This is a genomic window from Noviherbaspirillum soli (genome assembly GCF_015352955.1).
GTDB classification, from domain to species: domain Bacteria; phylum Pseudomonadota; class Gammaproteobacteria; order Burkholderiales; family Burkholderiaceae_D; genus Noviherbaspirillum_A; species Noviherbaspirillum_A soli.
The window spans coordinates 50603-77209 of the sequence record NZ_JACYOX010000004.1 but is presented as its reverse complement, the minus strand read 5'-3'; the positions used below and the strand labels follow the sequence as shown (position 1 = coordinate 77209).

At 47.6% G+C, this 26607-nt stretch carries 22 protein-coding genes; 13 read left to right on the top strand and 9 right to left on the bottom strand.

Features of this window, described 5'->3' with window-relative positions; all coding sequences use genetic code 11:
• Positions 1 to 64 precede the first annotated feature (64 nt).
• From IGW04_RS05835 to IGW04_RS05810, 6 genes are all read right to left on the bottom strand, one after another.
• A complete protein-coding gene (locus IGW04_RS05835) occupies positions 65 to 751 on the bottom strand; it encodes a hypothetical protein (protein WP_194712113.1) in 687 nt (228 codons plus the stop codon).
• A gap of 238 nt (positions 752 to 989) precedes the next feature.
• Entirely contained in the window at positions 990 to 1442 is a 453-nt protein-coding gene (locus tag IGW04_RS05830; protein WP_194712112.1) for a DUF411 domain-containing protein, read from the bottom strand.
• Between the two features lie 313 nt (positions 1443 to 1755).
• A complete protein-coding gene (locus IGW04_RS05825) occupies positions 1756 to 2094 on the bottom strand; it encodes a DUF4148 domain-containing protein (RefSeq protein ID WP_194712111.1) in 339 nt (112 codons plus the stop codon).
• A gap of 307 nt (positions 2095 to 2401) precedes the next feature.
• Complete coding sequence (locus tag IGW04_RS05820; RefSeq protein WP_194712110.1) at positions 2402 to 3532, bottom strand: ATP-binding protein; 1131 nt, start codon at positions 3530 to 3532, stop codon at positions 2402 to 2404.
• Between the two features lie 737 nt (positions 3533 to 4269).
• Positions 4270 to 4638, bottom strand: a complete 369-nt coding sequence (locus IGW04_RS05815) for a copper-binding protein (RefSeq protein ID WP_194712109.1) — start codon at positions 4636 to 4638, stop codon at positions 4270 to 4272.
• A gap of 177 nt (positions 4639 to 4815) precedes the next feature.
• Entirely contained in the window at positions 4816 to 5154 is a 339-nt protein-coding gene (locus IGW04_RS05810; RefSeq protein WP_194712108.1) for a DUF4148 domain-containing protein, read from the bottom strand.
• Between the two features lie 262 nt (positions 5155 to 5416).
• Between IGW04_RS05810 and IGW04_RS26195 the strand changes: the two genes are divergently transcribed.
• The 7 genes from IGW04_RS26195 (at position 5417) to IGW04_RS05780 (ending at position 13456) form a co-directional block, all read left to right on the top strand.
• Positions 5417 to 5545, top strand: coding sequence for a recombinase family protein (locus tag IGW04_RS26195; RefSeq protein ID WP_407672042.1), 129 nt, complete (start codon positions 5417 to 5419; stop codon positions 5543 to 5545).
• Between the two features lie 291 nt (positions 5546 to 5836).
• Positions 5837 to 6244 (top strand): hypothetical protein, encoded by a 408-nt coding sequence (locus IGW04_RS05805; protein ID WP_194712107.1) that lies wholly within the window; start codon positions 5837 to 5839, stop codon positions 6242 to 6244.
• Positions 6245 to 6448: 204 nt separating this feature from the next.
• A complete protein-coding gene (locus tag IGW04_RS05800) occupies positions 6449 to 7663 on the top strand; it encodes a TolC family protein (protein ID WP_228526883.1) in 1215 nt (404 codons plus the stop codon).
• Positions 7660 to 9285 (top strand): efflux RND transporter periplasmic adaptor subunit, encoded by a 1626-nt coding sequence (locus IGW04_RS05795; RefSeq protein ID WP_194712105.1) that lies wholly within the window; start codon positions 7660 to 7662, stop codon positions 9283 to 9285. Before IGW04_RS05800 ends, IGW04_RS05795 begins: the two co-directional genes overlap by 4 nt.
• Positions 9282 to 12461 (top strand): efflux RND transporter permease subunit, encoded by a 3180-nt coding sequence (locus IGW04_RS05790; protein ID WP_194712104.1) that lies wholly within the window; start codon positions 9282 to 9284, stop codon positions 12459 to 12461. Before IGW04_RS05795 ends, IGW04_RS05790 begins: the two co-directional genes overlap by 4 nt.
• 200 nt (positions 12462 to 12661) lie before the next feature.
• Entirely contained in the window at positions 12662 to 12886 is a 225-nt protein-coding gene (locus IGW04_RS05785) for a hypothetical protein (protein WP_194712103.1), read from the top strand.
• 117 nt (positions 12887 to 13003) lie between these two features.
• The gene (locus IGW04_RS05780) at positions 13004 to 13456 is read left to right on the top strand and encodes a copper-binding protein (protein ID WP_194712102.1); all 453 of its coding nucleotides are present in this window, start codon (positions 13004 to 13006) and stop codon (positions 13454 to 13456) included.
• Positions 13457 to 13612: 156 nt separating this feature from the next.
• Here the strand turns inward: IGW04_RS05780 and IGW04_RS25600 are convergent, their stop codons facing one another.
• From IGW04_RS25600 to IGW04_RS05765, 3 genes are all read right to left on the bottom strand, one after another.
• A complete protein-coding gene (locus IGW04_RS25600; RefSeq protein WP_228526882.1) occupies positions 13613 to 13945 on the bottom strand; it encodes a four-helix bundle copper-binding protein in 333 nt (110 codons plus the stop codon).
• A 59-nt stretch (positions 13946 to 14004) separates the two neighbouring features.
• Positions 14005 to 14769, bottom strand: coding sequence for a DUF305 domain-containing protein (locus IGW04_RS05770; protein WP_323744817.1), 765 nt, complete (start codon positions 14767 to 14769; stop codon positions 14005 to 14007).
• Positions 14770 to 15782: 1013 nt separating this feature from the next.
• The gene (locus IGW04_RS05765) at positions 15783 to 16538 is read right to left on the bottom strand and encodes a slipin family protein (RefSeq protein WP_194712100.1); all 756 of its coding nucleotides are present in this window, start codon (positions 16536 to 16538) and stop codon (positions 15783 to 15785) included.
• Positions 16539 to 17045: 507 nt separating this feature from the next.
• Between IGW04_RS05765 and IGW04_RS05760 the strand changes: the two genes are divergently transcribed.
• Genes IGW04_RS05760 through IGW04_RS05735 form a run of 6 tightly spaced genes read left to right on the top strand, consistent with a single transcriptional unit; the run spans position 17046 to position 26510 of the window.
• Positions 17046 to 19184 carry a hypothetical protein gene (locus IGW04_RS05760; RefSeq protein WP_194712099.1) on the top strand — a complete coding sequence of 713 codons (2139 nt, stop codon included), beginning with the start codon at positions 17046 to 17048 and terminating at the stop codon, positions 19182 to 19184.
• Positions 19185 to 19197: 13 nt separating this feature from the next.
• Positions 19198 to 21549, top strand: a complete 2352-nt coding sequence (locus IGW04_RS05755; RefSeq protein WP_194712098.1) for a hypothetical protein — start codon at positions 19198 to 19200, stop codon at positions 21547 to 21549.
• A gap of 41 nt (positions 21550 to 21590) precedes the next feature.
• Positions 21591 to 22355 (top strand): hypothetical protein, encoded by a 765-nt coding sequence (locus IGW04_RS05750; protein ID WP_194712097.1) that lies wholly within the window; start codon positions 21591 to 21593, stop codon positions 22353 to 22355.
• Positions 22345 to 22803: a hypothetical protein gene (locus IGW04_RS05745; protein ID WP_194712096.1), complete on the top strand. Its 459-nt coding sequence runs from the start codon at positions 22345 to 22347 to the stop codon at positions 22801 to 22803. Before IGW04_RS05750 ends, IGW04_RS05745 begins: the two co-directional genes overlap by 11 nt.
• A 1-nt stretch (position 22804) precedes the next feature.
• Complete coding sequence (locus IGW04_RS05740) at positions 22805 to 25099, top strand: AAA family ATPase (protein ID WP_194712095.1); 2295 nt, start codon at positions 22805 to 22807, stop codon at positions 25097 to 25099.
• Positions 25092 to 26510, top strand: coding sequence for a site-specific integrase (locus IGW04_RS05735; protein WP_194712094.1), 1419 nt, complete (start codon positions 25092 to 25094; stop codon positions 26508 to 26510). Before IGW04_RS05740 ends, IGW04_RS05735 begins: the two co-directional genes overlap by 8 nt.
• The last annotated feature ends 97 nt before the right edge of the window (positions 26511 to 26607 follow it).

Sequence of the window (26607 nt, the reverse complement as noted above, 5' to 3'; positions counted from 1 at the left end):
ATATTTGGCCATATTAACTACTTGCCGTAGCCATACACTTCACCGAAACCATAAAACAATAAAATTAGCCATTTTTACAGGGTATTGTTCCAACTGTTGTTTTATCTAGAATTCTCGACTTTTCGCCCAAGCTCACGACATAGATAAATTCTTTATTTAAAATAACACTTAATTTATCAGTACGTTCGAGAAAAGTGCCTTGCAATTTCGTTCCATCAAACAACTGCACCTCTGTACGGCCTGCCCTACCATTGCGCATCTCGCACGTTTGTTTTATAAATAAATCTCGACCAGCATTACTTGCTGAATTTACCCAAAAAATAAGAGGTAGCACAATAAGCACCCCGAAAATTAGGCCCGATAATATAAGATTGCCACTGAAACGAGCAGTAGATTCTTCAAGATGAATATGTTCTTTCAACCAAACGACTATTTTTACGAGCCATGCTGGAGCGGGATAATTCTTTTTTGGGCCAGCAGAAAGAAAGAACACATAAACACCCACTATGACGAACCAAATGCTCACATAGAACCAGCTATCTACAGTCCTAACGAACCCATCATAGGCGGTCTGCTGCACTGATATGGGTTCGATAGGACCATCCCATCCTGCCAGATGCCAAAAACCGCGATGAAACGACTCCCCAGCCATCCATGCACTAATGCCAATTAATGTAACTGCCAAGGTGATCCACTTGATCGGGTCGGCTGGTGATTTTTGAATAGCCGCAGAAGGAGAAGAAGCGTCCATAGGTTTCTAATTGACCAAAAGATACCATTTTAGACGGTCAACGATAACTTGGATGCCTTTGTCGCGGCAATCGCACTGTACGTTAGAAAATACCTGTTGTCGCAGAAGAAGCCGGTTGCAATCGAGCCAGCGTTACAGAGTGCATTCGACGCCGTTCTTCCTCTTACGAAGTCAAGCGCATTATGATCGCTGACTTTTATTTCAAAACAGCCAACTTAAATTATTATCAATGCAATATCTATTTGCCGCTGTAATGCTGGTAAACCGAAAAATTGCCATCCGTTTTGACGAGCAGAACATCGTATGGATCCTTGCGAGGCCCTTCCATTCCTGGACTCCCAAGCGGCATAGATGGAACTGCTAGGCCCTTGGCCTTTGGCCGTTCCACTAAAAGGCGTTTGATGTCGGCCGCAGGTACATGGCCCTCAATGCCGTACCCTTGCACCAAACCCGTGTGGCATGATCCCAAATCGTTCGGGATGCCGAACTTTTTTCGATATTCCCCCGTATCGCCCACATTCTGCGCTTTAACGGCAAAGCCATTCGCTTTCAGATGGTCGATCCAAGCTTCACAGCACCCACACCCTTCACTTTTGTAGACTTCAACTAGTGGCGCGGTGGGAGTAGCGGCAAGCAATGGAGCAGGTAAGACACTAACCAAGACAGCTTGTAATAGAGTTCGACGTTTCATAAATATATCCTTTCGTAACCATGATTATCGAAGATATTTCTTCTATAGGAACGACTGTAGCGTCTCTTCACAGCGGCAAGGCTATGCGGCACAGAACAACTATGCGTGTTCCGCTCAACTGAGTAATTATCCAAAATTTCACTTCTTACGAATGTAGTTTTATCGCGTCACTGTCATTTCACTAACTGAAAGATAGCGAGTGCCAACTTGAGTAACAAACGATACCTTCTCGCCTCCTCCATGCAAAAAGGGAAACTTAAAAAGTTCCCCTTTTTGATACTGATGACGAAGCATGTAAATTTAATTCTAAGTATTAGCCGCCAAAATACACATCACCAGGCTGCAGCGCCGTATTAGCGGTCGACTTGCTCAACTCCGACTTGACTTGGGCACGTGAAGTAGAGACCGTCCCGCGATTTTTCGAGAAATCGATATATTCCTGTTGTCCGTACAGATCTTTCGCATTTGTCTGGCTCACTTCAGACCGGACTTCTGCCCGTGTCTTCGTTGACTGAACACCAGTCATGTCCTGCCACTGATTCACTGCACGACCAGATTGAACATCAGTTATATTTGCAGCGAAAGCACCCGAACTGAAAACAGCCAAGGCTGCGGTAAGTACGATCATGCTAGTGAACTTGGTCGATTTCATATTACTCTCCTGTTGAATGGTGGACGTTTCGGATTCGAACCAGTTGTTCGCAAGTCCATGGCATGAATTATAAAGACCCTGCGCGAACAACCACCTGACCATTTCATTACAGTTTTGTAACGATGACATTCCTGGATATTTATTCGAACTTATGTTACGTAGTTCCCTTTGAAGACATTATTGTCGCTTATCTATCCTGATTAAAGGTTGCACGCCGGCTTTTCCCAACCAAGAAAAACGAATTTAGGTGGGATAGTCCGTACTGTTCCAAGCACGTCGGTTTGTGAAACAAGAGCGTAACGGGAGACTACATTATTTCCTTCAGCCAATCTATGTGTTGGCTATCCTCAATTGCATACGACCCGCGTCCTGCCCGCCATATCATTTGTAATGCGCGCAGCCTCTCAAGTGCTTGTTGGACTGTTGATTGATTGATTTCAATTTGCGTTTCCGAAGTTTCCCTATTGATAAATTCTCGGTATGCTTCATAGGAATGTTTCGCATACGGGGCAAACCTCGCCCCTTGTTGGGCCATTACTTTAAGAACAGCGGCATCGAGAGGACTTAATGCATTAATCTGCTGCTCAAATATAGAGCGAGCGCGTGCCATGCTTTTTACGATTGCTTTTTGAAGAGCCTGATCAATTTCGCTTGCGTCAATACCAGTTTGCAACGAAAACTCTGAGAGTACCTTGTTCAACGGTTCCGGACGATGGTTGCACATCTGGAAGGCCATTTCCATGCTTTCAATAGAAGGCTTTGGTTCATATAGTTGCTGCCCACGTAGCCATTCAAGGTATGGGCGGCCAAGCACCGGCAGAGAAACCATAGGCGCTTGATAAAAAGCTTGGTCTTTATCGTCAACAAGCGTCGCGAGCTTGTCGCTGTTGGATCCGGTCGCCAGCAATCTAAAGCCAGGCCCGTCACTGGCATTAAGAGCATCCCTCGCTGCTTTCAACGCATACAGAGCTTGCCTACCTTCCTCTGAAGATTGTGAATGTTGTGCTTCATCGATCACCATGACAACTGGTTTCCCTGCGGCTTGGGCCAAGATTCTAAGTGCCTTTGTTAAAGTTTCTCCTTTACCAAAGCCTACACGATCCAAGCTCATTTCTAAGCCCCCCACCTTAATTTTGTCAACCCCGCTGGCTTTGGCCGCACGCATTACAATGCCGTCGTATCTGAGAAGGCGATCCTTGATAGCACCAACGATCACGTCTCCAGGGTTTGCACTACGGTCTTCCCAAAGATCTGCATACACAATCTCAACGCTGTGTTCCAGAAGCAACAAAGGAATCAAATCTTCCCGGATAAAGGTACTTTTCCCAGTTCGTCGCGGCGCGGTAACAAACATCCCAGACGCACCGACCCGTGAAACCAACTGGGTACCGAGACGCTCTGCAAGATCTCGACGATGAAAGATAGGCTCTTTTTCCATGAAGCACCTCTGCTGCCATAATGAACACCCATCAATTATAGTGCTGCAGAACATCCAAAAATTTCAAATCGTTAACAAAATTATGAAGTTTTATAAAATTTTATTGGTTTCTTGTCGTATTGGCACATACCGCTTAAACTCTTACCCGACGTCGGCTAGAAGAAAAAACCGACTGTCGCCGATACTAAGTAAATTGCAAGCTATTGATTTTAATACAATAAAATTCCATAATTGTTCATAATTTTGTTTCCTAAATACAATTTTCTTAGCATCGTACTGCTGTGCAACTACATACCGGTTTAAAAAGTTACATTTTAGAATCCATATGCACAGTTTCCTTGTAATGACTCCCAAAGACTAGCGGCACACATAACATAGACTGCAATTTGGCAATCCCTCTTTATGACTACCGTCGGCACGCCACTAGAGGGCGCTAAGCCGATCCGTACGACTGAAATCAACATGATTGCCTACGGCATTGGCATTAAAATGCCGGCCCGGCATATGGCTAACCCAATTCCAGCGAGTTACCCTACTGCTCTAGGCAAGTACCTACACGATGAGATGCAGCAGACAAGTGTGTTGAGAAAACCTTGAAAAGGCGGTAGGCAGAAGTGGGAGCCGGCACACTTAACAAATTCACCCGCGCAGAGGTTCGCATCTGTCGTTTGCTGGTGCTCCGATGCAATCGTCGCGCTGTAAAAAAACTGTAAGAACAGCGCCCGACAATGGCAATCTCAGTTGCGCTCTGGCTCAAGGTTAGTAACTAAAAGCCCGTGCGGAGCAACCTGAGCAGCAAATTTTATTTTTCCACCTTCCTTAACGCCTTCAAGGAATGTTCGGTCAGGCACATTAAACACCATGGTCATCGCCGGCATGCCAAGGCATCTCAGTTCTTGATGCTTTATGACGATCTTCAACATGTCGTTATCAATCTTCAGAACCTCCCCATTAACCATTTCATCCAGATGTTCTTTTGTGGCTGCGGCGCTCTTTGCTGCGCTGGCAACTTGAAAAGATGACTCTTCGCTGTGAGCGATGCTGCTTACAGATGGAGCAACAACGACCGCTGTAAGAGAAAACAATAAAATCAGTAAGCGCTTCATACAATTTGTCTCCGTACCAAACTCGTTGAAAGGGAAAGTTTTGCAACGCTAGCCCTGAGCATTTAAAGTTTCTCGGTTGAAATGGAAAGGTACACGTGATGGCAAAAAGGGGAACTCGCGGAGTTCCCCTTCTACTGCTGAACCTACCAGGATCTGAACCTTGGTTACATTAGACCTTTAGCCACCATAATAAATATCATTCGGCCGCAGAACCGTATTTGCGCTCGACTGGTTCAACCCTGACTTCACATTGGCACGCGAAGTACCGCTCGACGCTGCAGTTTGAGAAAACTCGATGTATTCATGCTGCCCAGACGTTCCTAGCGTTTGCGCCTGACTCAATTCGGATCGGACTTCTGCGCGGGTCTTCGTCGACTTAATGCCTGTCATGTCTTGCCACTGATTGACTGCCCGACCTGATTGAACATTGGTTATGTCCGTAGCAAAAGCGCCGGAGGTGAAAGCAGCCAAGGCCGTTGCAAGGATGGCTACGCTAGAAATATTGGTCAGTTTCATCAAAATGCTCCTATGAGATTGGTGGGTTTTTCGGATCCGAACCATTCGTTCGCGAATCCATGACGAGAAGTATAAATACCCACTACAAACAAAAATCTGACCATTTCATTACAGTTTCGTAATTCGCTGCAACCGTCCGGTTTCAACCGAAGCCCTGCTCAGTACACAACAGGAAACATCGAACTCTGTCTTTACTCAATGTCACCGAAATTCTTCAAATCTTACGATCGAGCGCGTCAAGTGCATTAAAAATTTCTCTCGAATGAGCAAGAGAAAGAATTGCCTAAATTCACTACGAGAAGGAGACAGCCTTGTGATATGGCGTTTGGACCGACTCGGGCGCACGATGGCTGAAAAGCACCAAGTGGAAGCGCTAGGCTGCGCTCATTAGATCAAATGATAGCCATAAGGAGTAGCGTGAGAATTACCTGAACGACCGCTACCGCGACAAGCGCGAATACGACGTCGTTTCTCAGGCGTCGAAAGCAGCGGTCAATCGCTTCATCCTCTTGGAAATGTTTCATTTTTGCCATTTCATCTTTGCTATTCAGCGACTCGATTTCAATCACAGATTACGAATTTGTAATCAAAATGTCTGGTTGATTCAACCAAATTTTCTGCATACTATAAAAATAGTTGTCATAATAGGTAACCAGCTTTCCTCAAGTAAACTTTATAGCTCATGCGTTTTTCTCGCCCATCTCGCGTTATTGCAGCATTGATTGCGCTGCTCAGCATGCTGTTTATGCAGCTTGCTGTGGCTGCGTATGCCTGCCCAACGTTAGACCGAGGCATATCGCAGGAGACGATGGAAGTCGTTATGGACATGGGGACCGATACCATGACCCCCTGCCATGAGATGGATAAAAAGCAACCCAGCCTGTGTCACGCCAGCGAGCAAGCAGGCAAGCAGTCGCTCGACAAGCCCCATTCTCCACCCGTAGCGCTCTTTGTACCCATCACGCTTTTCGGCACGTTACACCCGGTCGCCGTGCCGAACTTGTCGGCTGACCAATGGCAGGATCCGTTTTCCTTAGTACGAAGTACCGCCCCGCCTCTCTCGATCCAAAACTGCTGTTTCCGCATTTAGACCCTCAGATCGTATAGCTCGGCATCGTCACGGCTGTTGCGTGAACGGTGGTGTTCAATGCTTTCTGGGGGTTTAATGCATTACCCGTTTACCGCGTCATTTTCGACGCCCGTTATCGTTTCTCGGTTACGCCGAGGAAGTTGTATATTTGCGATTTCTACCGCTTTGGCCTTGCCAACCAGCGGCTGGACCCAAGAAGGACCGTTGACCCTGCTCGCTGCTCAGCAGCGGGCCGTCGAACTTTCACGCCAAGTAGCCGCAAAAGACTACGCTGTTAGCTCTTCACGGGACATGGCTGTGGCGGCTGGTCAATTGCCTGACCCGATCCTGAGAGCCGGAATTGATAACCTTCCGGTCAACGGACCTGATCGGTTCAGCTTGACTAACGACTTTATGACCATGCGTCGAATTGGCGTCATGCAGGAGTTAACGCGTTCAGACAAGCGACAGGCTCGTTCTGAACGTTTTGAACGTGAAGCGGAAAAAGGACTTGCCGAAAAAACGTTTGCTGTTGCGTCTGTCGAGCGTGCAACTGCCCTCGCCTGGCTTGACCTTTACTACGCTCAGGCCGCCGCCGCTGCCATCACAGAGCAGAGGACGCAAGCCAAATTGGAAGTTCAGGCGGCTGAAGGCGCATATCGTGCTGGTCGTGGCAACCAGGCAGACATATTTGCAGCGCGCAGTGCTGTAGCAACCTTCGATAACCAAAGTAGCGAAGCACAACGACGCATTCTCAACGCCAAAACCATCCTCTCACGTTGGATTGGCAAAGCGGCGGATATGCCCTTGGCCGCAAAGCCTTCTACCAATGAAATTCGACTCGACCCGGCCACTTTAGATACGGTGCTGCTGCATCACCCCGAAATTGCCATCGTCGCAAAGCAAGCTGAAATTGCTGCTGCAGAGGCGAAATTAGCTGAAGCGAACAAGCGTGCCGACTGGTCAGTCGAGGTAGCGTACCAACAACGGGGTCCAGCCTATTCGAACATGGTTTCGGTAGGGGTATCTGTTCCTTTGCAATGGGATCAAAAGAACCGACAGGAGCGCGAACTTTCCTCCAAGCTTGCCATGGTAGAGCAAGCCAAAGCTGAACGCGACGACATGGTGCGCGAGCACGTTGCACAAACACGCGCAATGATCAATGAATGGGAAAACGGCAAGGAGCGGCAGCAACGGTACGAGAACGAACTCATACCCCTTGCCAACGATCGCACCGGTGCGGTAATCGCGGCATACCGGGGTGGCAAAGCGACTTTATCCGAGGTGTTGGCTGCTCGCCGCAATGTCATTGACATGCGCCTTCAAGGCCTGCAACTGGAAGCCGAGACGGCCCGGTTATGGGCACAACTCAATTATTTATTCCCAATCGATGCCGACGAATCCCATCGGTCTATGCCTATTGTCGAAGGCTCAAAATGAACGCTAAAAAGATTTTGCTTGTGGTTCTAGTAACTGGAGTGCTCGGTGCAGGTGGATATGGCTTGTACGCATTCGGCATGCAACAGGGCATGAAGATGACTACGTCGGACGTGCCAACGAAGGCGGGTCAGCAAGCAGCCAATGGAGCATCAGAAGCCGGGAAAGTGGATCCTGCGAGCGGGAGGAAAGTCCTTTATTGGCATGACCCGATGGTGCCAGGTCAGAAGTTTGACAAGCCCGGAAAATCACCATTCATGGACATGCAATTGGTGCCGGTGTATGCAGACGAAGCTGGTGACGACGGCAAAATCACGATCAGTCCTCGTGTACAACAAAACCTGGGAGTGCGAACCGCCGAAGTAACCAAGGGAAACGTAGCTGCTGTCGTTGAAGCTGTCGGAAGTGTCGCCTACAACGAACGCGATGTAGCCGTTATACAGGCACGAAGCAATGGATTTGTTGAACGCCTCTACGTGAGAGCCCCGCTTGACCCAGTTCGAAAAGGCCAGCCGCTTGTTCAAATATACGTCCCTGACTGGATTGCAGCCCAAGAAGATTACCTGACCGTAAAACAGATGCAAGGGCCAGAAACGAAGGACTTGTTAGACGCTGCTCGCCAGCGCATGCGCTTGGCAGGAATGAGCGATGAGCAGATCCGCTTGGTCGAGACGACAGCAAAGCTTCAGCCACGAATGACAATTATTGCGCCTATTAGCGGCGTGATTGCTGAATTGTCTGTACGTGAAGGCATGACTGTCATGTCTGGTGCTTCCCTATTCCGCATCAATGGCTTAAGTACGATATGGGTGAATGCAGACGTGCCAGAAAATCTGTCTGCGCAAGTACGCCCCGGAGCGTCAGTTGAAGCCCGCACGCCGTCTCTGCCAGGCACGACGATCAAGGGAAAAGTTAGCGCCATTCTTCCCGAGGTCAATGCTGCAACGCGTACCATAAAAGCACGCGTGGAACTCGCCAATCCCGAGGGTCGTCTGGTTCCAGGGATGTTCGCCACTATTAATTTCACGCCCGCCACGAAGCAAGATGTCTTGACCATTCCCACGGAAGCAGTGATCCAGACAGGCAGACGCAGCGTTGTGATGGTGGCTCAAGACAACGGCGGTTTTACTCCTGTCGATGTAGAGATTGGTGCGGAGGCAAATGGACAGACGGAGATTCGCAAAGGGCTTGAAGCAGGACAGAAAGTGGTCATCTCAGGACAATTCCTGATTGACTCGGAAGCCAGCCTCAAAGGAACTGAGACTCGCATGGGAGAAGCCCCCCAAGCCGGCACGAGTAGTACCTCAGATCAAACGCACGCAGGAAAAGGCAAGATTGAGAGCATTAGCAATGATGAAATCACAATCTCCCACGGTCCAATTCCAAGTCTGCAATGGGGCGAAATGACAATGGGTTTCAAAGCCCCGGCAAGCGGTGTACCGAAAAATATTGCGGTCGGCGACACAGTGACGTTCGAAATCCGCCCGACGAAAGATGGTGCGTATGAGATTGCCGCGATTTCGCCTGCTGGTACCGCACCGAACGCTGCAAAAGGCAGTTCGGCTGGAACGACCTCGCAGCGGCAGGAAGCGGTCCCAGCTAATGCAGAAGGGGTTAAAAAATGATCGCAAAATTAATCCGCTGGTCTATCACCAACCGTATCCTCGTGTTGCTCGCGACGCTGATATTGACCGCCTGGGGTATCTGGGCGTTGTCACGTACGCCCGTCGACGCCCTCCCCGACCTGTCAGACGTTCAGGTGATTATCCGTACTACCTATCCAGGACAGGCCCCACAGATCGTTGAAAATCAGGTGACATATCCGCTCACCACAACAATGCTTTCTGTTCCGGGAGCAAAAACGGTTCGTGGCTATTCATTTTTTGGTGACTCCTTTGTCTACATCCTGTTCGAGGACCACACGGACCCGTATTGGGCTCGATCACGAGTCCTCGAATACTTGAATCAGGTCCAATCACGTTTGCCGCCACAGGCAAAAACGGCACTCGGCCCTGATGCGACTGGTGTCGGCTGGGTATACGAATATGCACTGGTGGACCGCAGCGGAAAGATGGACCTGTCCCAACTACGCACGCTGCAGGACTGGTTTCTCAAATACGAATTAAAAACAGTAGCAAACGTATCAGAGGTAGCCAGCATCGGCGGGATGGTGCGTCAGTACCAGATCGTTTTAAACCCCGACAAGCTGCGCGCCTACAATATCCCGCACGGCAAAGTAATTGAAGCCGTCCAAAAGGCGAACCAGGAATCAGGCGGCTCGGTACTGGAACTTGGTGAAGCCGAGTACATGGTGCGAGCATCCGGCTACCTAACCTCCCTCGATGATTTCAGGAAGATCCCCTTGACCACCACGGACGCTGGCGTATCGGTGCGCCTCGGTGATGTCGCACGCATACAAGTCGGTCCAGAAATGCGTCGCGGTATTGCAGAACTTAACGGCGAGGGCGAGGTTGCGGGTGGGGTAATTGTTATGCGTTCAGGGAAAAACGCACTGGAAACAATTGAAGCGGTAAAGGCTAAGCTCGAAAACCTGAAATCCAGCTTGCCGTCAGGTGTCGAGATCATCCCGACCTATGACAGGTCTAATCTAATCAACCGTGCCGTCACCAACCTCGAACACAAACTCATTGAAGAATTTATTGTGGTTGCTGTGGTATGCGCCATATTCCTGTTCCACATCCGGTCTGCATTAGTGGCCATTGTCTCGCTGCCACTCGGGATACTGGCCGCGTACATCGTTATGTACTACCAAGGAGTCAACGCCAACATCATGTCCCTTGGTGGGATTGCCATCGCAATCGGTGCCATGGTCGACGCCGCTGTCGTCATGATCGAGAATGCCCATAAACATATCGAAGCATGGAACCACGCAAATCCAGGCAAGAAGCTTAAAGGGGAGGAGCATTGGCGGGTCATCGGTGACTCTGCATCGGAAGTTGGCCCCGCCCTATTCTTTTCGCTGCTGATTATTGTCTTGTCGTTCATTCCAGTGTTTACCTTAGAAGCACAAGAAGGACGCCTTTTCTCGCCGTTGGCCTTTACAAAAACGTACGCGATGGCTGCCGCCGCTGGCCTTGCCGTGACACTGATCCCTGTGTTGATGGGTTATCTGATTCGCGGTCGCATTCCAGATGAGCAAAAAAATCCGCTCAACCGTTTCCTGATTGCGCTTTACCGTCCTCTACTCGACGTAGCCCTGCGATTCCCGAAGGTGACACTTCTTGCTGCTGCTGTCTTGGCTGTAGCGACCATTTGGCCTCTTTCCCGCTTAGGAGGCGAGTTCATGCCGGCATTGGATGAAGGTGACGTACTTTACATGCCATCTGCGTTACCCGGTCTATCAGCCGGAAAAGTGTCGCAACTATTGCAGCAAACCGACCGGCTCATCAAAACAGTTCCCGAGGTTGCAACCGTGTTCGGTAAAGCAGGCCGGGCAGAAACTGCGACAGACCCAGCACCTTTGGAGATGTTCGAGACAACCATTCAATTCAAACCGCGTGACCAGTGGCGTGCCGGCATGACAACAGACAAGCTTATTGAAGAGCTTGACCGCGCTGTCAAAGTTCCAGGCTTATCGAACATCTGGGTACCGCCAATCAGGAACCGAATTGATATGCTGGCCACTGGAATCAAGAGCCCTGTTGGCGTCAAAGTTGCCGGTACAAACCTGCAAGAAATCGATCGCGTCACTGGCGACATCGAACGTGTTATTAAAAAGATCTCCGGGGTTTCTTCAGCGCTAGCAGAACGACTCAATGGAGGGCGCTATGTCGACGTCAACATCGATCGTGATGCAGCAGCCCGTTATGGGCTAAACATCGCAGACGTACAAAGCATCGTGTCTTCCGCTATTGGCGGGGACAACATTGGAGAAACGATCGAGGGGCTGCAGCGGTTCCCGATCAATCTCCGTTATCCACGCGAGGTACGTGATTCCGTTGAAAAGTTGCGACAATTACCGGTGTTGACAGAGCGTGGCGCACAGATTCGGCTCGGGGATGTGGCCAATATCAAAATCAATGACGGTCCGCCCATGCTCAAAAGCGAAAACGCTCGCCTGTCAGGATGGGTGTATGTCGACATTCGTGGTCGAGACTTAAGCTCGGCCGTGAAAGACATGCAGCACGCGGTCGCAAAGGAAGTGAAATTACCACCTGGTTATTCAATCTCCTGGTCAGGACAATTCGAATACCTTGAGCGTGCAAGCGAAAAGTTGAAAGTAGTCGTGCCGGCAACTTTGCTTATCATCTTTGTGCTGCTGTACCTCACGTTCCACCGCTTCGACGAGGCAGCGCTGATCATGGGAACACTTCCCTTTGCTCTGGCAGGCGGTATTTGGCTGGAATGGATCCTCGGCCACAACCTCTCGATTGCAAGCGGCGTCGGCTTCATTGCTCTTGCCGGTGTGGCCGCCGAATTTGGCGTGATTATGCTGCTCTACCTAAAGCATGCTTGGGAAGCCCGCCTCATAGCGGGAAAAATCAGCGAAGCAGATTTACTCAACGCGATCCGAGAAGGCGCTGTCCTGCGTGTGCGTCCCAAAGCGATGACAGTCGCCGTCATTATCGCCGGCTTGGTACCCATTATGGTCGGGTCCGGCACGGGCTCAGAGGTCATGCAGCGAATTGCCGCACCTATGGTCGGCGGGATGATCACAGCCCCCCTGTTGTCAATGTTCGTTGTGCCGGTCGTGTATCTGTTGCTGAGACGGCGCACGTTACGCCATGCCCACGTTTTCTCTCATAAGCGCATCGACGCGGTCTACGAGCCGACCCAATGATTAGGAGTAACCACAATACCCATTTAAAGACCTTTGAATTGCCGGATCGTATCTTTGCTTCCCGCAAAGACCGGCAGAGCCGGCCGCACGATTACAAATCAAGTATGGAACGCGCTTTTGGCTCAATACGAAGCGGAAAAGATGCAAACGGATATTTGCCGCCATCTCTTCCAATATAAAAGCGTAACAAGGAGCAAATCATGAAATATCCACTTTTAGTATTAATTGGAGTTGCTATTTTTAACACGACGCTTCCTGTTTTAGCTGGTCCAAATTGGGCGCTGATCGAGGACGGACGCAAGGCTCAAGCTGCGCGGATGCACCAAGGATCTTCGAAAGAAGCGACGACCCAACAACAGGACAGTAAAAACGCGAAAATGCAAAAGATGATGAAAGAATGTCAAGCAATGATGAATAAAGGCTGAATAGAGCCAAAGGCTGCGTTATTGACGATTCGCCACGATAGCGCAGCCAATTTCGCTAATTTCCGCAATAGTTATTGATTAAATAACTTAACAGTTTATCCACCAAAAAGGAATCTTATGAAAACGTTCGCTATTGCCTCTATTCTGATTGCTCTCTCCTCTTCCATTGTTGTGTTTGCTCAGGATAATAAAATGAGCGATATGGACATGAAGAAATGTATGAATATGAAAGGCATGGACATGAAGGGTATGGCCATGAAGGGCATGAAAGACATGGATATGAAATCATGCATGGAGATGATGAACCAGAGAGGTGAAACCAAAAGCACGTCTGATGCCGGCAATACCGATATGATACATAAGGCCACTGGCGTCATAAAAAACGTAGAGCCTCAAAAAGGAACCGTGACCTTGGCACATGGACCGGTCGAGAGCCTTAAGTGGCCCGCCATGACCATGGGGTTCTCTGTCCGCGACAAGGCTTTGCTCGATAAGATGTCAGTTGGCAAAAGCGTCAATGTCGAATTTGTCAAAGAAGGTGCAAATTACGTAATTACAAAGGCATATTGAACACGTCGCAGGGCAAGTTACATCTTGCGGGTCTTTGCAAGCGTCGTTTGGAATTTAAAGTTCCGACCTAACCTTCGATCGCTTCTTCTAAATGAAAAGACGCTTTGCTTGTGAAATCCCTCGACAAGCAAAGCATCTGACCTCCTTGTTCTACTGTTAGGCGGCTGCCATTCGGCGACACTCCGCTGCACAGCGTTTACACGCTGCTGCGCATTCCTGGCAATGATTCATCTGATGTTTGGCGCATTCATCGCCGCAAGCTTCGCAGATGTCTGCACATTGCTGACAGATTGCTTTAGCGTGTTCGCTCCCACGAGCCATATAGCTGGCGGCCAGGCGGCAAATTTGGGCGCAATCCATATCCAAGGCGATGCAGCGTGCCATCATTTTGACGTCTTGCTCTTGCAAGCAGGAAGTCGCACAGAAATCGCAGGCGTCTGCGCAAGCGTTACAGGCATCGATACACGAGGCATATTGTTGATTTGGCATAGCTTCTCCATTTAAGCGTCACCAGCACGGTGTTTAAGAATTTGGCAAATATCACATCCCTATGGCTGATTGATAAGCCTTAGGGCGGGACCAAGATTTGCCGTCGGCACAAAATCACAGATTGAGAATTTTTTGCATAGCATCTCTCGCATGTCGTTAATCTGGTTCGTCTGAGAATGGACAATACCGCTGCAGTAGCGCTCTAGTTCATCATGGTCAATGTCTCGTTTCACTTGGCAGGCCAAGCTTGGGAAAAGCGCTCGATAATGGTGATTGCTGAAGGTTTGCAGAAAAGTGCGGTTAAATTCGGTGCCTGTGGCCGTCTGTTCCAATTGCTGAATTGCTTGACGTCCTTGCGGCTGCAATTGTGGTGTGTGGTTTACGCCGTACCAGTCCCGCAAGAACCGTTGCGCTTTTAGGATCTCTTCCCGTTGAGTGCGATTTGCTTGGCGCGACATAGACTTGATTTGATCATCAGTTGCCTTTGCCGGTGTTGGATTGGTATTTGGGGTTGGAGCGGTACCTTCCTGGGCATTGTCAACGGGAGCGTCCCGTTGAAGATCGGTCCCCGCTGCCAGTTCAGTCATCCTTAACGCAGAGTAGTGATGGTCAATAATAAATTCAAGATAAGCTTTCTCAAAGTCGGCAGTCACACCTCGACCTGGACCGCTGGCGTTTGCGGCAGGAGCCGCTATTGACAGTATTGCAGTGGCACCTAGCGCGAAGAGCACCTTACTAACGGAACGCATCGCACCCGATGTAACACGGGTTCTTGGATAAAAAGGCCTATTCAGGCCTCCCTCGAAAGATAATATCTCAACCACGTTTTTCTCCTTTCAGAAAATTGGCTACTGTCCATACCGATCCTCTCTGTAGATATCGACGGCGAGCGAGCGGGCAATCTACATGTAGCCATGCAATCCAGCATGCTTGGCGTGTGCATGCTCAAAAATTGCCGGCCGAATACCCATGGGATAGAGCCTCACATCGGCGCTCAACAATTCATCGTGACCCTATACATGGGATGCCATCCAACGTCTGCAAACAGTGGGCCGGACTAAACTACGGGTATTAACACCACGAAGAAATTACCGAATCAGGACACAAAGTCCGATACATTTGTAAAAATTACAAGCATCATAGTATGCAAATTTCCAAATGTAGCACCAAACGTTACTTACTCTTCCTTACACAATTTAACTAAATTTGTTCAGAGGTGAATCTCGTGAGAGTTGACTCTGCTGCTTTAACGTTTTATGTGCTTCGCTATGACTAACGAAAACTTAGCGTACCCAGGCACAAGCCATTTGGAAAACAATTGACAAAGCATCCAGATTTTCCTGCATGACCCTATTCTTATATAAAGTCTGGATTGCTTGAAAGGTCGGCCTTGAACCGCCAGTGCTCGCACCATTAATGCCGTAGGATTAGACAATTTAGTGAACTGATTTACTGTCGAAAAGGTATTGGGATTCCATGCGTACCTAGAACCCAACCAAGAAAAGGGATCGCACTTTATGTTTTAAGTCGCGACCAGGATATGTGCATCTTGGTGCAAATGGCGACACCGAGATGCACGATGCGGGCCGCCATCTATCCGCTCGCCTATAACACATCAACGAACCGGACGCGGACTCGGGCGATCCCACTGTACTGCCAACCACTAAGGCGGCTGGCCGAAACAGCCGTCGATTGGCCAGCCCACTCTAATTCTTTACATAGTTCTGCTTTCCACGAACCTAGATCGTGTTGCACTCTTCTTCATATACAACCTTCTATCCACAAGAGCTTGCCCACGCACGACCGTGAGATGAAAGTAATCGGGATGTGGTAACTATCATGGCTTGTTGCGATTTAAAAAAGGCGCGACGAGATCCATTGGAAGGGGAAACACGACGGTCGTGTTTTTTTCAGCGCCAATAACCGTGAGTGTTTCCAAATAGCGTAACAACATCGCTTGAGGCTCTTTGGCAAGAGTATTGGCCGCTTGGTATAGTTTTTCCGACGCTTGCAACTCGCCTTCGGCATGTATGATTTTGGCCCGTCGTTCCCGCTCCGCTTCCGCCTGTCGAGCTATAGCTCGAACCATTGACTCGGTGAGGTCAACCTGTTTGATCTCCACGTTTGCGACGGTGACACCCCATGACGTCGCCTGAGCGTCGAGAGCCGAGCGAATATCGGCGTTCAGCTTTTCGCGGTCAGCGAGCATTTCATCCAACTGGTGTTTGCCCAATATCGAACGCAAGGTTGTCTGCGCTAGCTGGCTTGTCGCGTTCTGGTAATCCACCACTTGAATGACAGCACGGGATGCATCCTCTACACGAAAATACACGACAGCATTTACTTTTACCGAAACGTTATCACGTGAAATTACATCCTGAGGTGGTACTTCCATTGCTATGGTACGAAGGTCAACTTTTACAGCTTGCTGAAAAAAAGGGATAATAATGACGAGCCCAGGGCCTTTTACACTCGTGAATCGGCCTAGTGTAAAAATAACTCCCCTCTCATATTCTCGATATACACGCATCGAAGTCAAGACAATAAAAATTACAAAAACGATCACCACCCCAAACGCGGATTCAAAAATCATTATTACTCCTTTTGATGTGTCTATTGAGTTAGATTCTTTTACGCCACTGTAGATGTACCAGCGCCTACCATCACGGTGCCACAAACGGTTGAAACAAATATTTAATATTTAAAATCCTAGGGACCTAATCATAATTATCTATATATTTAAATTCCCCCTAAAAGTATTGCCAAAAATATTAAAAATTAGCATCTAAAGATATTTCCTCCAATTACAAGTCGTCTCTAAATTGCAATTAGGAATCACTGTAAACTTTTATAAGGATTGAAGAAACACTTTTTTGAACGACGCGCAGTCAATGGCACTTGCCATAAATACTGTACGGATGTACAGTAATAGCAAAAGCCCAATGAGAGACTACGAACAAGGCGTTTTTCTTCACGTCACCACTATTTGACTTTAATACTCAGCGCTGTACTGTACTTTGAAACAAGAATACTTTAATGAAAGTTAGTTTCAATAATACAATAGGATTAGGACGTCATAAATTGATAGAGAAGAAGACACATGGACGTTATTGGACAAGGCTATTGCGAAAACAACCAACTATGCGTCTGGGTGGAAACCCCAACGAAGGTTGGTAAGAAGCTATTGAAATACAGTTTCCCTGGAGTAAGAATAGCCAACCAAAGCTTTCTTGAAACAGCTTGGCTCCATTACTGCAGTAACAGCAGAAGGAGTGAACCGGCATATTTACAAGCCGTAGCTGGGCTGCAATGCCTGCCTTCGATGTCAGCGCATCATACTGCGTTTGTCATTCGGATTTTAGGATCGCGCCCGGATAAGCCCCCTACTCGGAACGAGATGCGGGAGTTTTTCTCTGTTATAGAGCAGACAATCAAGATCTCGAAATCTCACATATCGGCCTTGAGGCCATTAATTCTAAATTCTAGGAAGCTTTTTTGGGCTGGAATCGACGCGTGGTTTGATTCGAATATCCTCAGTTTTCGCTACCATGACATAAAGAATTTTCTGGACCCGCTGCCACCCGATAAGCGGAGTAGTTCATTGACCCTATCGTCATTTGAAGATACATCCAGCCAAGCCCCTGGCGCGATCACAGATATTACGTTCAAGACGATCGAGGAAGCGCGGGACAAGCAAGCAAAGCATCTTGATACACGCCTTGCAGAGCTTCAGGAAAAATGCTTTCAAGCGTTGACTTACTGGGAAACGCGTAAAGCTGCGTTAACAACTCTTGCCGCCCTTCTCACGCCAAAGCGGTACGCAGAAATTCAACAGGTGTTGGATCCTCATCGCCAAGGGTGGTCAGAGATTGAGTCCGAACGTTCAGCACTGAATGCTATAGATAGCAAAGAGCTTGGAGCCTTTTATGTCACAGAGTTTCTTCAAGAGGAACTGCATGTGTACGTAAAAATGCAGAATTTTATCTCTCAGTATAAGACCGTCTATCCCCACGGGGATCGCGTTGCAAACTATTTCAGTGATGAATTGATCAGAGGGTTCAGCGGCAAAAAAAGTTTCTTGCCCGATCTTTTGTGCGCACTTTCCTATTTTGGATCAGCCGAGTTGGTTGCAATCCAGGTATTAATTTTGTCAGAAACTGGTTTCAATCCGCAACCGCTTCAAGACTTGCATATTTCTCAGTGTGAACGAGAGAAAGGGCAAACCGCACGCTGGAGACTAATGCCTATTAAGAAGAAGACTGGAAAAGGTCAGGACCAGGCATTGGAGCCTGCCGATGAAGGTCTGGAGGACGATGCCGACTACATCGTGAAGCATGCGAGTCAGCCAGGTGAAAGTGCTAAAAAGACCGCCTTTGATGCAATGGAGATGCTTATATCGAACTATGACCGGCTGCGCGAGCACTGGGCATGCGCGCCTCACAGCGAAGGCTACCTTTTCTGCTACCCCAACCGCTTGGAGGGTTTCCGCGCTCAAAGGCGTATCGGCACATGGGGAAAAGTATTTGATAAATTTAAACTGGCATGGAATATCAATTCAAACTACACGTTTAAGCACCTTCGAAGCCAAGTTGGATGCCAGGTCGTTGTACGTAGCAATGGAAATCTGTTCGAAGTAAGGAACAAGCTCGGTCATTCAGATATTGCGATCTCTGCGGGTTATGTGGCTCAAGTTCTCACAGGGCTTGACGAAGCGATCATTAATCAGTTTGAACGCCAGATAGCAGCCACCATCATGTTCGCCATCGGCGGCGATGATGCGTTATATACGCATCACCTTCAACGCGAAGATATTAACGTTAAGACTATCCCGATCGTTACGTTACAAAATCGGCCTGCCCACGCAGACGAAATCAAACAAAAACTGACTGCGGTTGGTAATGGCGTCGGATGCATGAGCCCAACTGAAAGCCCGAATCATACGATCAAGACCGGTGAGGTTTGTGATGGCGAACAATGCCATGACTGCAAACAGCAAAAAATTATCATCACGGAAGGCCGCATGAAGGAAAATGTTTTGATGCTGCGATACTTTCGAAATCACCTAGAAGAAATTTGCGCACGTAACTCCGAACATTGGATAAAGCATGGCGTGAAGGCATTTGCGTTTCAAATTGCACTTTCTCACGTCATACGCAACAACATACGGTATAAAAGTTTATACGAAGAAATAGAGCGACAAGTTACCAAAGAACAAGGCCCCCAATTCCAGACAGCGTAGAAGAAAGACAAAAATGAGTCACGCCCCAGATGATCAGCCAAGCACAGTAGTCGACAATTTACTCACCATCGGAAGTGGTCACCCGCCACAAGAGCGACTGCGTATCATCGAATTTACAAGTCCGTTTCACGACTTGGTAAAACATGCAAATTACGTATCGGATTTTAGCGACGACGTTATCCGTTACAAATACAATGCAGGCGGCGGGAAGGTTGAAGAAAAGCAAATTGAATTAAATAAATTTTGGATTGCGTCCTCATCCATTTATCCGGAGGCCGAGCGCTTCACCGACCGAAGGGAACTCGTAAATACTGCAAAGGCATTGGTTAATATTGTTTTGAGCAAAAGCAGCGCCGCATCCTCTCCTGATGTTACCTTGGCCTACCTTGAGATGCTGTGCGCCTGGATGCGCAAACAGGATATTTATCAATTTCAGGATTTGACTCGGGATCATGTAAACCATTTTCTGCAGGACTGTGCCATAGGTATCGGTGTGGCAAGCGGTCTAAACAGCCGGCTGATGAAATTACTGGAAGATTATGAAAAAAAACTATCACCAATTGACCGACAAACCGCACTGCTAAGCCACCTGATAGCCAGAAAAAAGCCTGCGAAGGCCGGAATCGGATTTGTTTTTAATTTAGACGCTCTGTCAAACGCCATCGGGATGAGAGTGACAAACTCACTGCCACGGCCTTTTATCGAAAAGTTTACGGACCTTGTAAACATCCCTGTTACAGACTTTCTGGTCACAGGATACGAAGTCAAGGCTGTATCAGTAACAACATTGCAGCGTGTGGCAAACACAATCAACCAACTAAGCCAAATTCCTACGGGCTTCGATACAATTCGCTTCTTTGCATTTCCTGACACTACTGAAGAATTTTTCCTAAAATTTAAAGCGGCTCCGCGAGGACGCACCGAAAATCTTTCTCTTGATGACGCCGTCAAAATTATGGCTGCTGGCGCAACATGGGTCATCGACTATGCAGAGGCCTTCTTCAAGTTGGGACAGGCTGCCAAACGTCTACTCATCAAGCATCCGAATTCACTTTGGTACCACGTTCCTCGTAAAGTGGCCAATGAGGTTGCCCTTATAAGGGAAGAAACCGGGGTAAACCTTAACAAAATCACAGGCATGAATATTAAAAATTTCGATGATGTGATCATGGCTTTCCATTTGTTATCGTCAGCGTGTGTTTGTGTGATTTACAGCAATACCGCTCGTAGAAAAATGGAAATTGCCAGTAACAAGTTTGGACTTACCTATGGATGCTTAAAAAAATCAGAACTTGGTGTTTACTCAATGCGGGTATATATCGAAAAAACGATAAGAGATTATGTGACAACAGGTATTAACTTTTTGGCGGGCAAAGCTATTGAAGTGCTTCAAAGAATCCACGAAGTCTATTCAAATTTAGATTCTGATGGGCAGGTTGCGGATGACCAGCCACTATTTTCCGCCAGAATCGGATTCACAACAGGAGCCTTTGTTACCGGAAACTACACCGATCCAAAAATAGCAGATAGACATCTTCCCAAATGGATAGAATTAGTTATCGGAAATAATTTAATACAAGTGCGACCGCATATGTGGCGTAGGTTCTATGCTGTTCTTTATTTTTACCGATATGACTTCCCTCAGCTTTCAGCCTTGTCTAAACAATTTTTTCACTTCAGTGAGAGCAAAACCTTTACTTACATTACGGATAAGAACTTTGTAGAACACGCAAGTAGTATTTCGGAAAAAGTAAAGCTGCACGAAGTTGAAATTGATGGAAAAGGAGCTACGGCAATCGAAGAATTTGATGTCGAGTATATAAAGATCTTTGACAGCGTAGCGGAAGAATATATGCTGCGAAACATTATGAAAGCTGCTGAGGGTAACGCTTCTGGTGGCTTCGTTCGCTCTCTCATCAAACGTGTGGCTGACTATGTAAAGCAGTTCAACACCGACGCCGTGCTAACGGACGCACAAAGATTTATGCCGCTTGCCAAAAAATTAATTCGGGAAGGACATGTACCAAAGCCACTTGCCCATGGCATCTGCTTCGCAAGAGAGAGCGCTCATTACGAGGCACACGAAGCGCATTGTGCGAAAGAAGGAAAAATCGATCGAAGCCAGGCATCTTGCACCTTGTGTAGTAGCTGTAGCAATCATGGTACCCATAGCGGGACCATGATTTTTCTCGAAGGCGAGATCGCTCACTTCGAGAATATCCTAAATGATTTTAGCCAGTCTGCCTTGAAACACGAACACGCAAAGATGAAGTTAGCGCGTTTGCATGAAGCGAAGCAATATCACCTCGCTGAGTATGAAAGAAATAAAAAGATAACTATTCAGATATTCCCTGTTCCAGCATAGAAACGGGGCGCTGATGCCTGGATACCCAATTTTAAAAGACTATGCAAAAAGATTCAAAAAAAGATTCTGCCGCTTTTTCATCCACCCATATATCGCAGGTGTCGCACAGCACTGCAAGAAAGAAAATTGAGGTGAAAGTAGCGCTCCTTGAATATTGGGGTCGAACAGGCGTTCCCTGGAAAAGAGATGCAGAAGGAAAATACGTGTTTGATCAAGATGGACAAAAGATTCTTGAACACGTGCCTGATTCTGAAAATGAGGTGCGCCGCTGGAAGCGGACAGATAACAGTGATGGAATCATCGCTCAAGCATTAAACGACATGCTTCAACAAGAGCTTATCCAGCCAGATCATGTAGACGCATTTGGCAGTTACGACGCAGCAGCCCTGACACCAGGGGGAATTCAGAAAATAAGAAACAAAGAGGAAAAGGCGCATTACTTTACGTTAAAACAAAACTTAAATCGGGCGCTAGAAATTCTTAAGGCGACGAAAGAAAGACAGTTCGAGTCTGAAAACAAGCATGGCTTGATCTCTGAATTGAACTGCCGACTTAAAACCATGGATAGCCAGCGGGAAAGCGCTGCATTACAGTCTCTGGCCGATCGGAAAGAACTACGGGCATTGTTAGCAAAATGGAAAGAAACGGAAGAAAGGTACATACGCCGAGAAAAAGAGATGAAAGCGCTTCTTGCTGAGAAAGATGAACAAATTGCGTTGCTTGAAGCCAAAGTTCGCGATTTGGTGAAAGAAAGACAAAAGGTGATTGGGCTAAACAACATCAAAGGGTCACCGAATGAAACGTGAATCGGCCAGTAATAACGAAAAGGCGGCAACATTTGTAAAGAAGATGAAGGAGTTTGTCGACGACGCACTACAAGGCAAAGCCGAAGTTCCAATGAGGCATGGGCAAGTGAACGTCACAGCGGTAGCTGAGAAACTGGGTTTTGCGCGGGAGCGCTTTCATTCAAACAAAGCTCTAGGACAGGAAATGGCGCGACTACTGGAGTTTAGCGGGCAAGTCGCTATGACAGAAGCTAAGCCAAGTCATTCCAACAAGGAGATGAGAGCACTTGAAGCGCGTGTGAAAACATTAGAAAAAGCTTTATTGTTGAAGACAATTGAATTGGAAGCAGTCCGAGAGCAGACGCTCCGCAGAGACCAAGCCGAGGAGTATTTGCTGCGTACAGGACGCGTGATCCACCCGTACCAGCGACAGTCGCCGAACGGAAGTTGTAACTCCTTCAATAATTAAAATGCAATCTCCCTACCCTACCTTTTCAGGCATCGTGGAGAAGTCGTGGAGCAGGTTTTTCACGATGAGGCGTGGAGACAAACTCTACCGCGTTTGCCTTCAGACCGACGTCAACGATGCACGACCTCTGCCAGGGGAAGTATGGCAAGTCAGCGGCGAACCGTTTATTGATGAAAAAAATAGCCGATATGGCTGGCAACTGCTCGCTCATGAAGCGTGCATGATTATGCCGTCCGGAGAGTTGCTCATTGATTTCCTTGCCACGCAGTTTGATGGCATCGGTCGAGCGAAAGCTAGTGCAATGTGGCGTAGTGCGGTGGAACAATCTATAGATCTACATGATGCATTAGATAAAGGGAAAGTTGATCTTCTCTCAGCGCTACTAGATAAAAAGAATAAAAGGTTGCTAGCACCTGAATTTATTCCGATTTTGCTGCGTCGATGGCAGGAGGTCTTAGCCGAATCGAAAGCCATGCAGTGGATGCAAGTACATGGCTTTTCAAAAACGTTGGCTCGCCGGGCAAGACAAGCCTGGGGAGCGGACGCCGTCGAAGCCATAGAAGATAATCCTTACCGTCTATTGGCGTTCGTACCAAGCAACAGCGCAGCCGCATCGTTTGCCAAAGTCGATAATTTGGCCATCCGTAAACTCAACATTGCCCAACACGACAGTCGCCGCCTTCTCGCAGCGTTCGAGTGTGCGATGTACCAGGAATGGGATAACGGCAATACAGCGGCAACTTTAAGCAAACTTAGTGAGCGCCTTGACTTGCTGCTCGGCCGGACCAGAACAAGTAATGACAATATCCTCAAAAACGCAGCAGCAAATTTAGCCGTCGAGTTCGCTGAGGGATCAGGTAACGAAATACTTGTTCAACTGCGTGGCGTGGCTCTGATGGAACGCACAATATCCGAGCGGTTAGTCGCGATGATCGAGGGGCGAGAAGAGTTTCAAGACACACTTTTCCAAGCAAAATTCGATTTATTTCGGCTTAAGAATTTTGAAGAAACGACTCGCATCCGAAGTAGCTCTCCCGACTTCGCATTAAATGAAGAGCAAAAATTAGCGGTAAAAATGTCGCTAAGTGCACCGATATCTATAATTGCAGGCGATGCAGGCACCGGCAAAACAACGATCCTTAACGCATTATTTGATCAAATAATTTCGCAAGGTGGCGCTATTTTTCCGATGGCACCGACTGGTAAAGCTGCAAAGCAGATCCGTGAGGCAACTGGGCAAGCACATGCCAGCACAATTGCGAAATTTGTCCTTGAGAGGAAAAAGGGTCGAGTTTCCCCCCAACCGGGTGCGTACTTTGTCATCGATGAAGCCAGTATGGTTGACACTTCGACCTTGTATGAACTACTAAAATTCATCCCTGCGGGCTCACGAATCGTATTTGTAGGAGATCCCTATCAACTTCCGCCGATCGGGGCTGGATTAACCTTTCACATCCTGGCCAAGTCGCCGGAAGTACCGCAGACGTATCTAACGGAAGTTCATAGATCTGCTGTAGAAACTGGCATCCCAGCAGCCGCTAGGCTTATCCGCGAACAGGTGATGCCCCACATGGCACGTTGTCAATATGTGCCGGACGCCCCTGGACGGATGATTACCACCGACATAGGCGTCCTTTTTATTTGCACTGAAAGAAACGAAATTCAAAATGCGATTATTCGCGCCTATCGCGAAATGAAAACAAAAGGCGAAGTTCAGATTATCGCTGCTATCAACCGTGCTAGCCCAGAGAGCCCCGCAGTTGGTGTAGCAAACCTTAACGAAAATTTGCAGAATGTTTATTCTACTTCCAGCCGAAAAAGCTTAGAGATCACTCAGTACAAAAAATTTGCAGAAGACGATCCAGTCATTTTTACTAGAAATCTTGCAGCGCGAGATTTATGGAATGGAAGTATGGGCCGCATCGTGGAAATTCTTTCGAAACCCCAGTACGGATCGCAGACATGGGACGATGAAGAAAAGGCAGTTGAGATCGTGGCCATTGCGGAGCTTGACGGGGTCCGTCGAAACATGGCATTAGACGATTTCGACCGCTTAGAATTGGCTTATGCTATTACCTGCCACAAATCACAAGGAAGCGCATTCGAACGGATCATTATCGTATCGAATGAATCTGCAGTGTTAGATAATACCTGGTTTTATACTGCGTTTACTCGTGCAAGAAAACAGATTGTTCTAATAGGCGACTGGAACACCATGAATAAGCATGTGGTTCGACCCCCAAAGTCGTTTAACAGGATCGTAGGCCTAAGACTAAAGGTGAGAAAACATGGCTAGCGAAGAAATCGGCATTGAGTTGGTATGGGTTGGAAAAGACTTATTCACGTCGTATAAGCTTCCCGTATATTTCACTTCTGATGGTGAACTGTTGGTCTGGCTCAATGATTACATGTTGGATTTCGCCAAACCAAAACGCCAATCGAAAGAGACGAATAAAAACACGTTTGATGCACGTGCCCGTGACCTCAAGGCTTTCGCAACCTACTTGTATAAGTACAAGATCGACTGGAAAAGCTTTAACGATGAGCGTTTCCTAGAATTTATAGAGAAAGAGGTTTTGAAGGTCAAGGCCTGGCAAGCAAATCAAAAATATGAACAAATTGATGAAGCTGGTGCGAACCTTAATGTGAACCGAAAAATTCATGCCATTTACGATTTCTATGAATGGGCTCAATCCGAGAAGATGGTCTCTGATGTAATAGGGCCAAGATGTCGAATTGACACTCTGCTTTCGACCGACAAAGATAGCAAAGGGGTACTAAATCATAAAAGCTCGCGTACCCAGCCTAATAAACTTTCAAAAAAAGTGAGATCGGTTCTTTACAGGCCCCTCACATTACCGGTACCCATATCAAGAAAGACCATTAAGCATTTCCCAACGGACAATGAACTTAATCTTTTAAATACGATAGTAACGCAAAGTACCGAGAGCCTTTTCATAGCTGAGCGGGACTCACTCTTTATCGCTATCCTGCGAGAAACCGCTTTGCGAGCAGAGTCTGCAAATTCATTAACGACGTCACAAATCCCTCCGCTCGCCGAGTTAGAACGGGAGACCAATACCGCAAAAGAGTTTCCAGTAAGGCCGTTCATGCAAAAACTGGGCTACCAAAATACTTTTATGCTGAGTTATTCGCTTTGCTTGGAGATACGGAAATTCATAGATGGTCCACGGGCAGACTTACTTACCACTCTTGGCGTAAATGATTCCTTAGTAGACGATGCTGTCTTTCTTAACTCTAAAACAGGGAAGGCAATGACCGCCAAAGCAATGCGTGAAATTATCCGAAAAGGATTTAGGAAAGCTGGAATTACTGTACGAAGAACTGGCGCTCCTGCGATAAGACGCGCACGCGCAAATCAAGAAGGCGTGGACACAATAAGAAGAACACGTGAAGCTGGTGGAATGGTAACTAAAGACGGCGTGCAAATGGCAGTTGCCAGAAAACTCGGACATTCCAGCATGGCCTCTCAAGAGGCATATATTTATGCACTGAATGCAGTCGAAGCTGAGACTGACGAGGCGACGATCGCCAAAAGACGCACGGAACTTGAATTACGAGAAAATCGCATTGCGTTGAAAGAAGCTGAGCTTTCGCTGAGGGAGAAACGTTTGCAAATGCCTAAAAAACCGGATAATGGTTACGAGCGGAATAATATGGAAGATGACGAATTAGATAGTTTTTAAGCGGAATGACTATTATTGTTCGTCTTTGCGTTGCAAATCGCAACCCGGCCAACCTTGATTTTATGCAACAAAGAAACTTTCGTACGCTGTCCTACCC

Bases quoted from the DNA above. Each gene is read 5' to 3' on its own strand.
- IGW04_RS05805 (WP_194712107.1), top strand. From the start codon at position 5,837: ATGCGTTTTTCTCGCCCATCTCGCGTTATTGCAGCATTGATTGCGCTG.
- IGW04_RS05790 (WP_194712104.1), top strand. From the start codon at position 9,282: ATGATCGCAAAATTAATCCGCTGGTCTATCACCAACCGTATCCTCGTG.
- IGW04_RS05740 (WP_194712095.1), top strand. From the start codon at position 22,805: ATGCAATCTCCCTACCCTACCTTTTCAGGCATCGTGGAGAAGTCGTGG.
- IGW04_RS05780 (WP_194712102.1), top strand. From the start codon at position 13,004: ATGAAAACGTTCGCTATTGCCTCTATTCTGATTGCTCTCTCCTCTTCC.
- IGW04_RS05755 (WP_194712098.1), top strand. From the start codon at position 19,198: ATGAGTCACGCCCCAGATGATCAGCCAAGCACAGTAGTCGACAATTTA.
- IGW04_RS05825 (WP_194712111.1), bottom strand. From the start codon at position 2,094: ATGAAATCGACCAAGTTCACTAGCATGATCGTACTTACCGCAGCCTTG.
- IGW04_RS05815 (WP_194712109.1), bottom strand. From the start codon at position 4,638: ATGAAGCGCTTACTGATTTTATTGTTTTCTCTTACAGCGGTCGTTGTT.
- IGW04_RS05810 (WP_194712108.1), bottom strand. From the start codon at position 5,154: ATGAAACTGACCAATATTTCTAGCGTAGCCATCCTTGCAACGGCCTTG.
- IGW04_RS05835 (WP_194712113.1), bottom strand. From the start codon at position 751: ATGGACGCTTCTTCTCCTTCTGCGGCTATTCAAAAATCACCAGCCGAC.
- IGW04_RS05750 (WP_194712097.1), top strand. From the start codon at position 21,591: ATGCAAAAAGATTCAAAAAAAGATTCTGCCGCTTTTTCATCCACCCAT.
- IGW04_RS05745 (WP_194712096.1), top strand. From the start codon at position 22,345: ATGAAACGTGAATCGGCCAGTAATAACGAAAAGGCGGCAACATTTGTA.
- IGW04_RS05820 (WP_194712110.1), bottom strand. From the start codon at position 3,532: ATGGAAAAAGAGCCTATCTTTCATCGTCGAGATCTTGCAGAGCGTCTC.
- IGW04_RS05795 (WP_194712105.1), top strand. From the start codon at position 7,660: ATGAACGCTAAAAAGATTTTGCTTGTGGTTCTAGTAACTGGAGTGCTC.
- IGW04_RS05760 (WP_194712099.1), top strand. From the start codon at position 17,046: ATGGACGTTATTGGACAAGGCTATTGCGAAAACAACCAACTATGCGTC.
- IGW04_RS05830 (WP_194712112.1), bottom strand. From the start codon at position 1,442: ATGAAACGTCGAACTCTATTACAAGCTGTCTTGGTTAGTGTCTTACCT.
- IGW04_RS05735 (WP_194712094.1), top strand. From the start codon at position 25,092: ATGGCTAGCGAAGAAATCGGCATTGAGTTGGTATGGGTTGGAAAAGAC.
- IGW04_RS05765 (WP_194712100.1), bottom strand. From the start codon at position 16,538: ATGATTTTTGAATCCGCGTTTGGGGTGGTGATCGTTTTTGTAATTTTT.
- IGW04_RS25600 (WP_228526882.1), bottom strand. From the start codon at position 13,945: ATGCCAAATCAACAATATGCCTCGTGTATCGATGCCTGTAACGCTTGC.
- IGW04_RS26195 (WP_407672042.1), top strand. From the start codon at position 5,417: ATGAGCAAGAGAAAGAATTGCCTAAATTCACTACGAGAAGGAGACAGC.
- IGW04_RS05785 (WP_194712103.1), top strand. From the start codon at position 12,662: ATGAAATATCCACTTTTAGTATTAATTGGAGTTGCTATTTTTAACACG.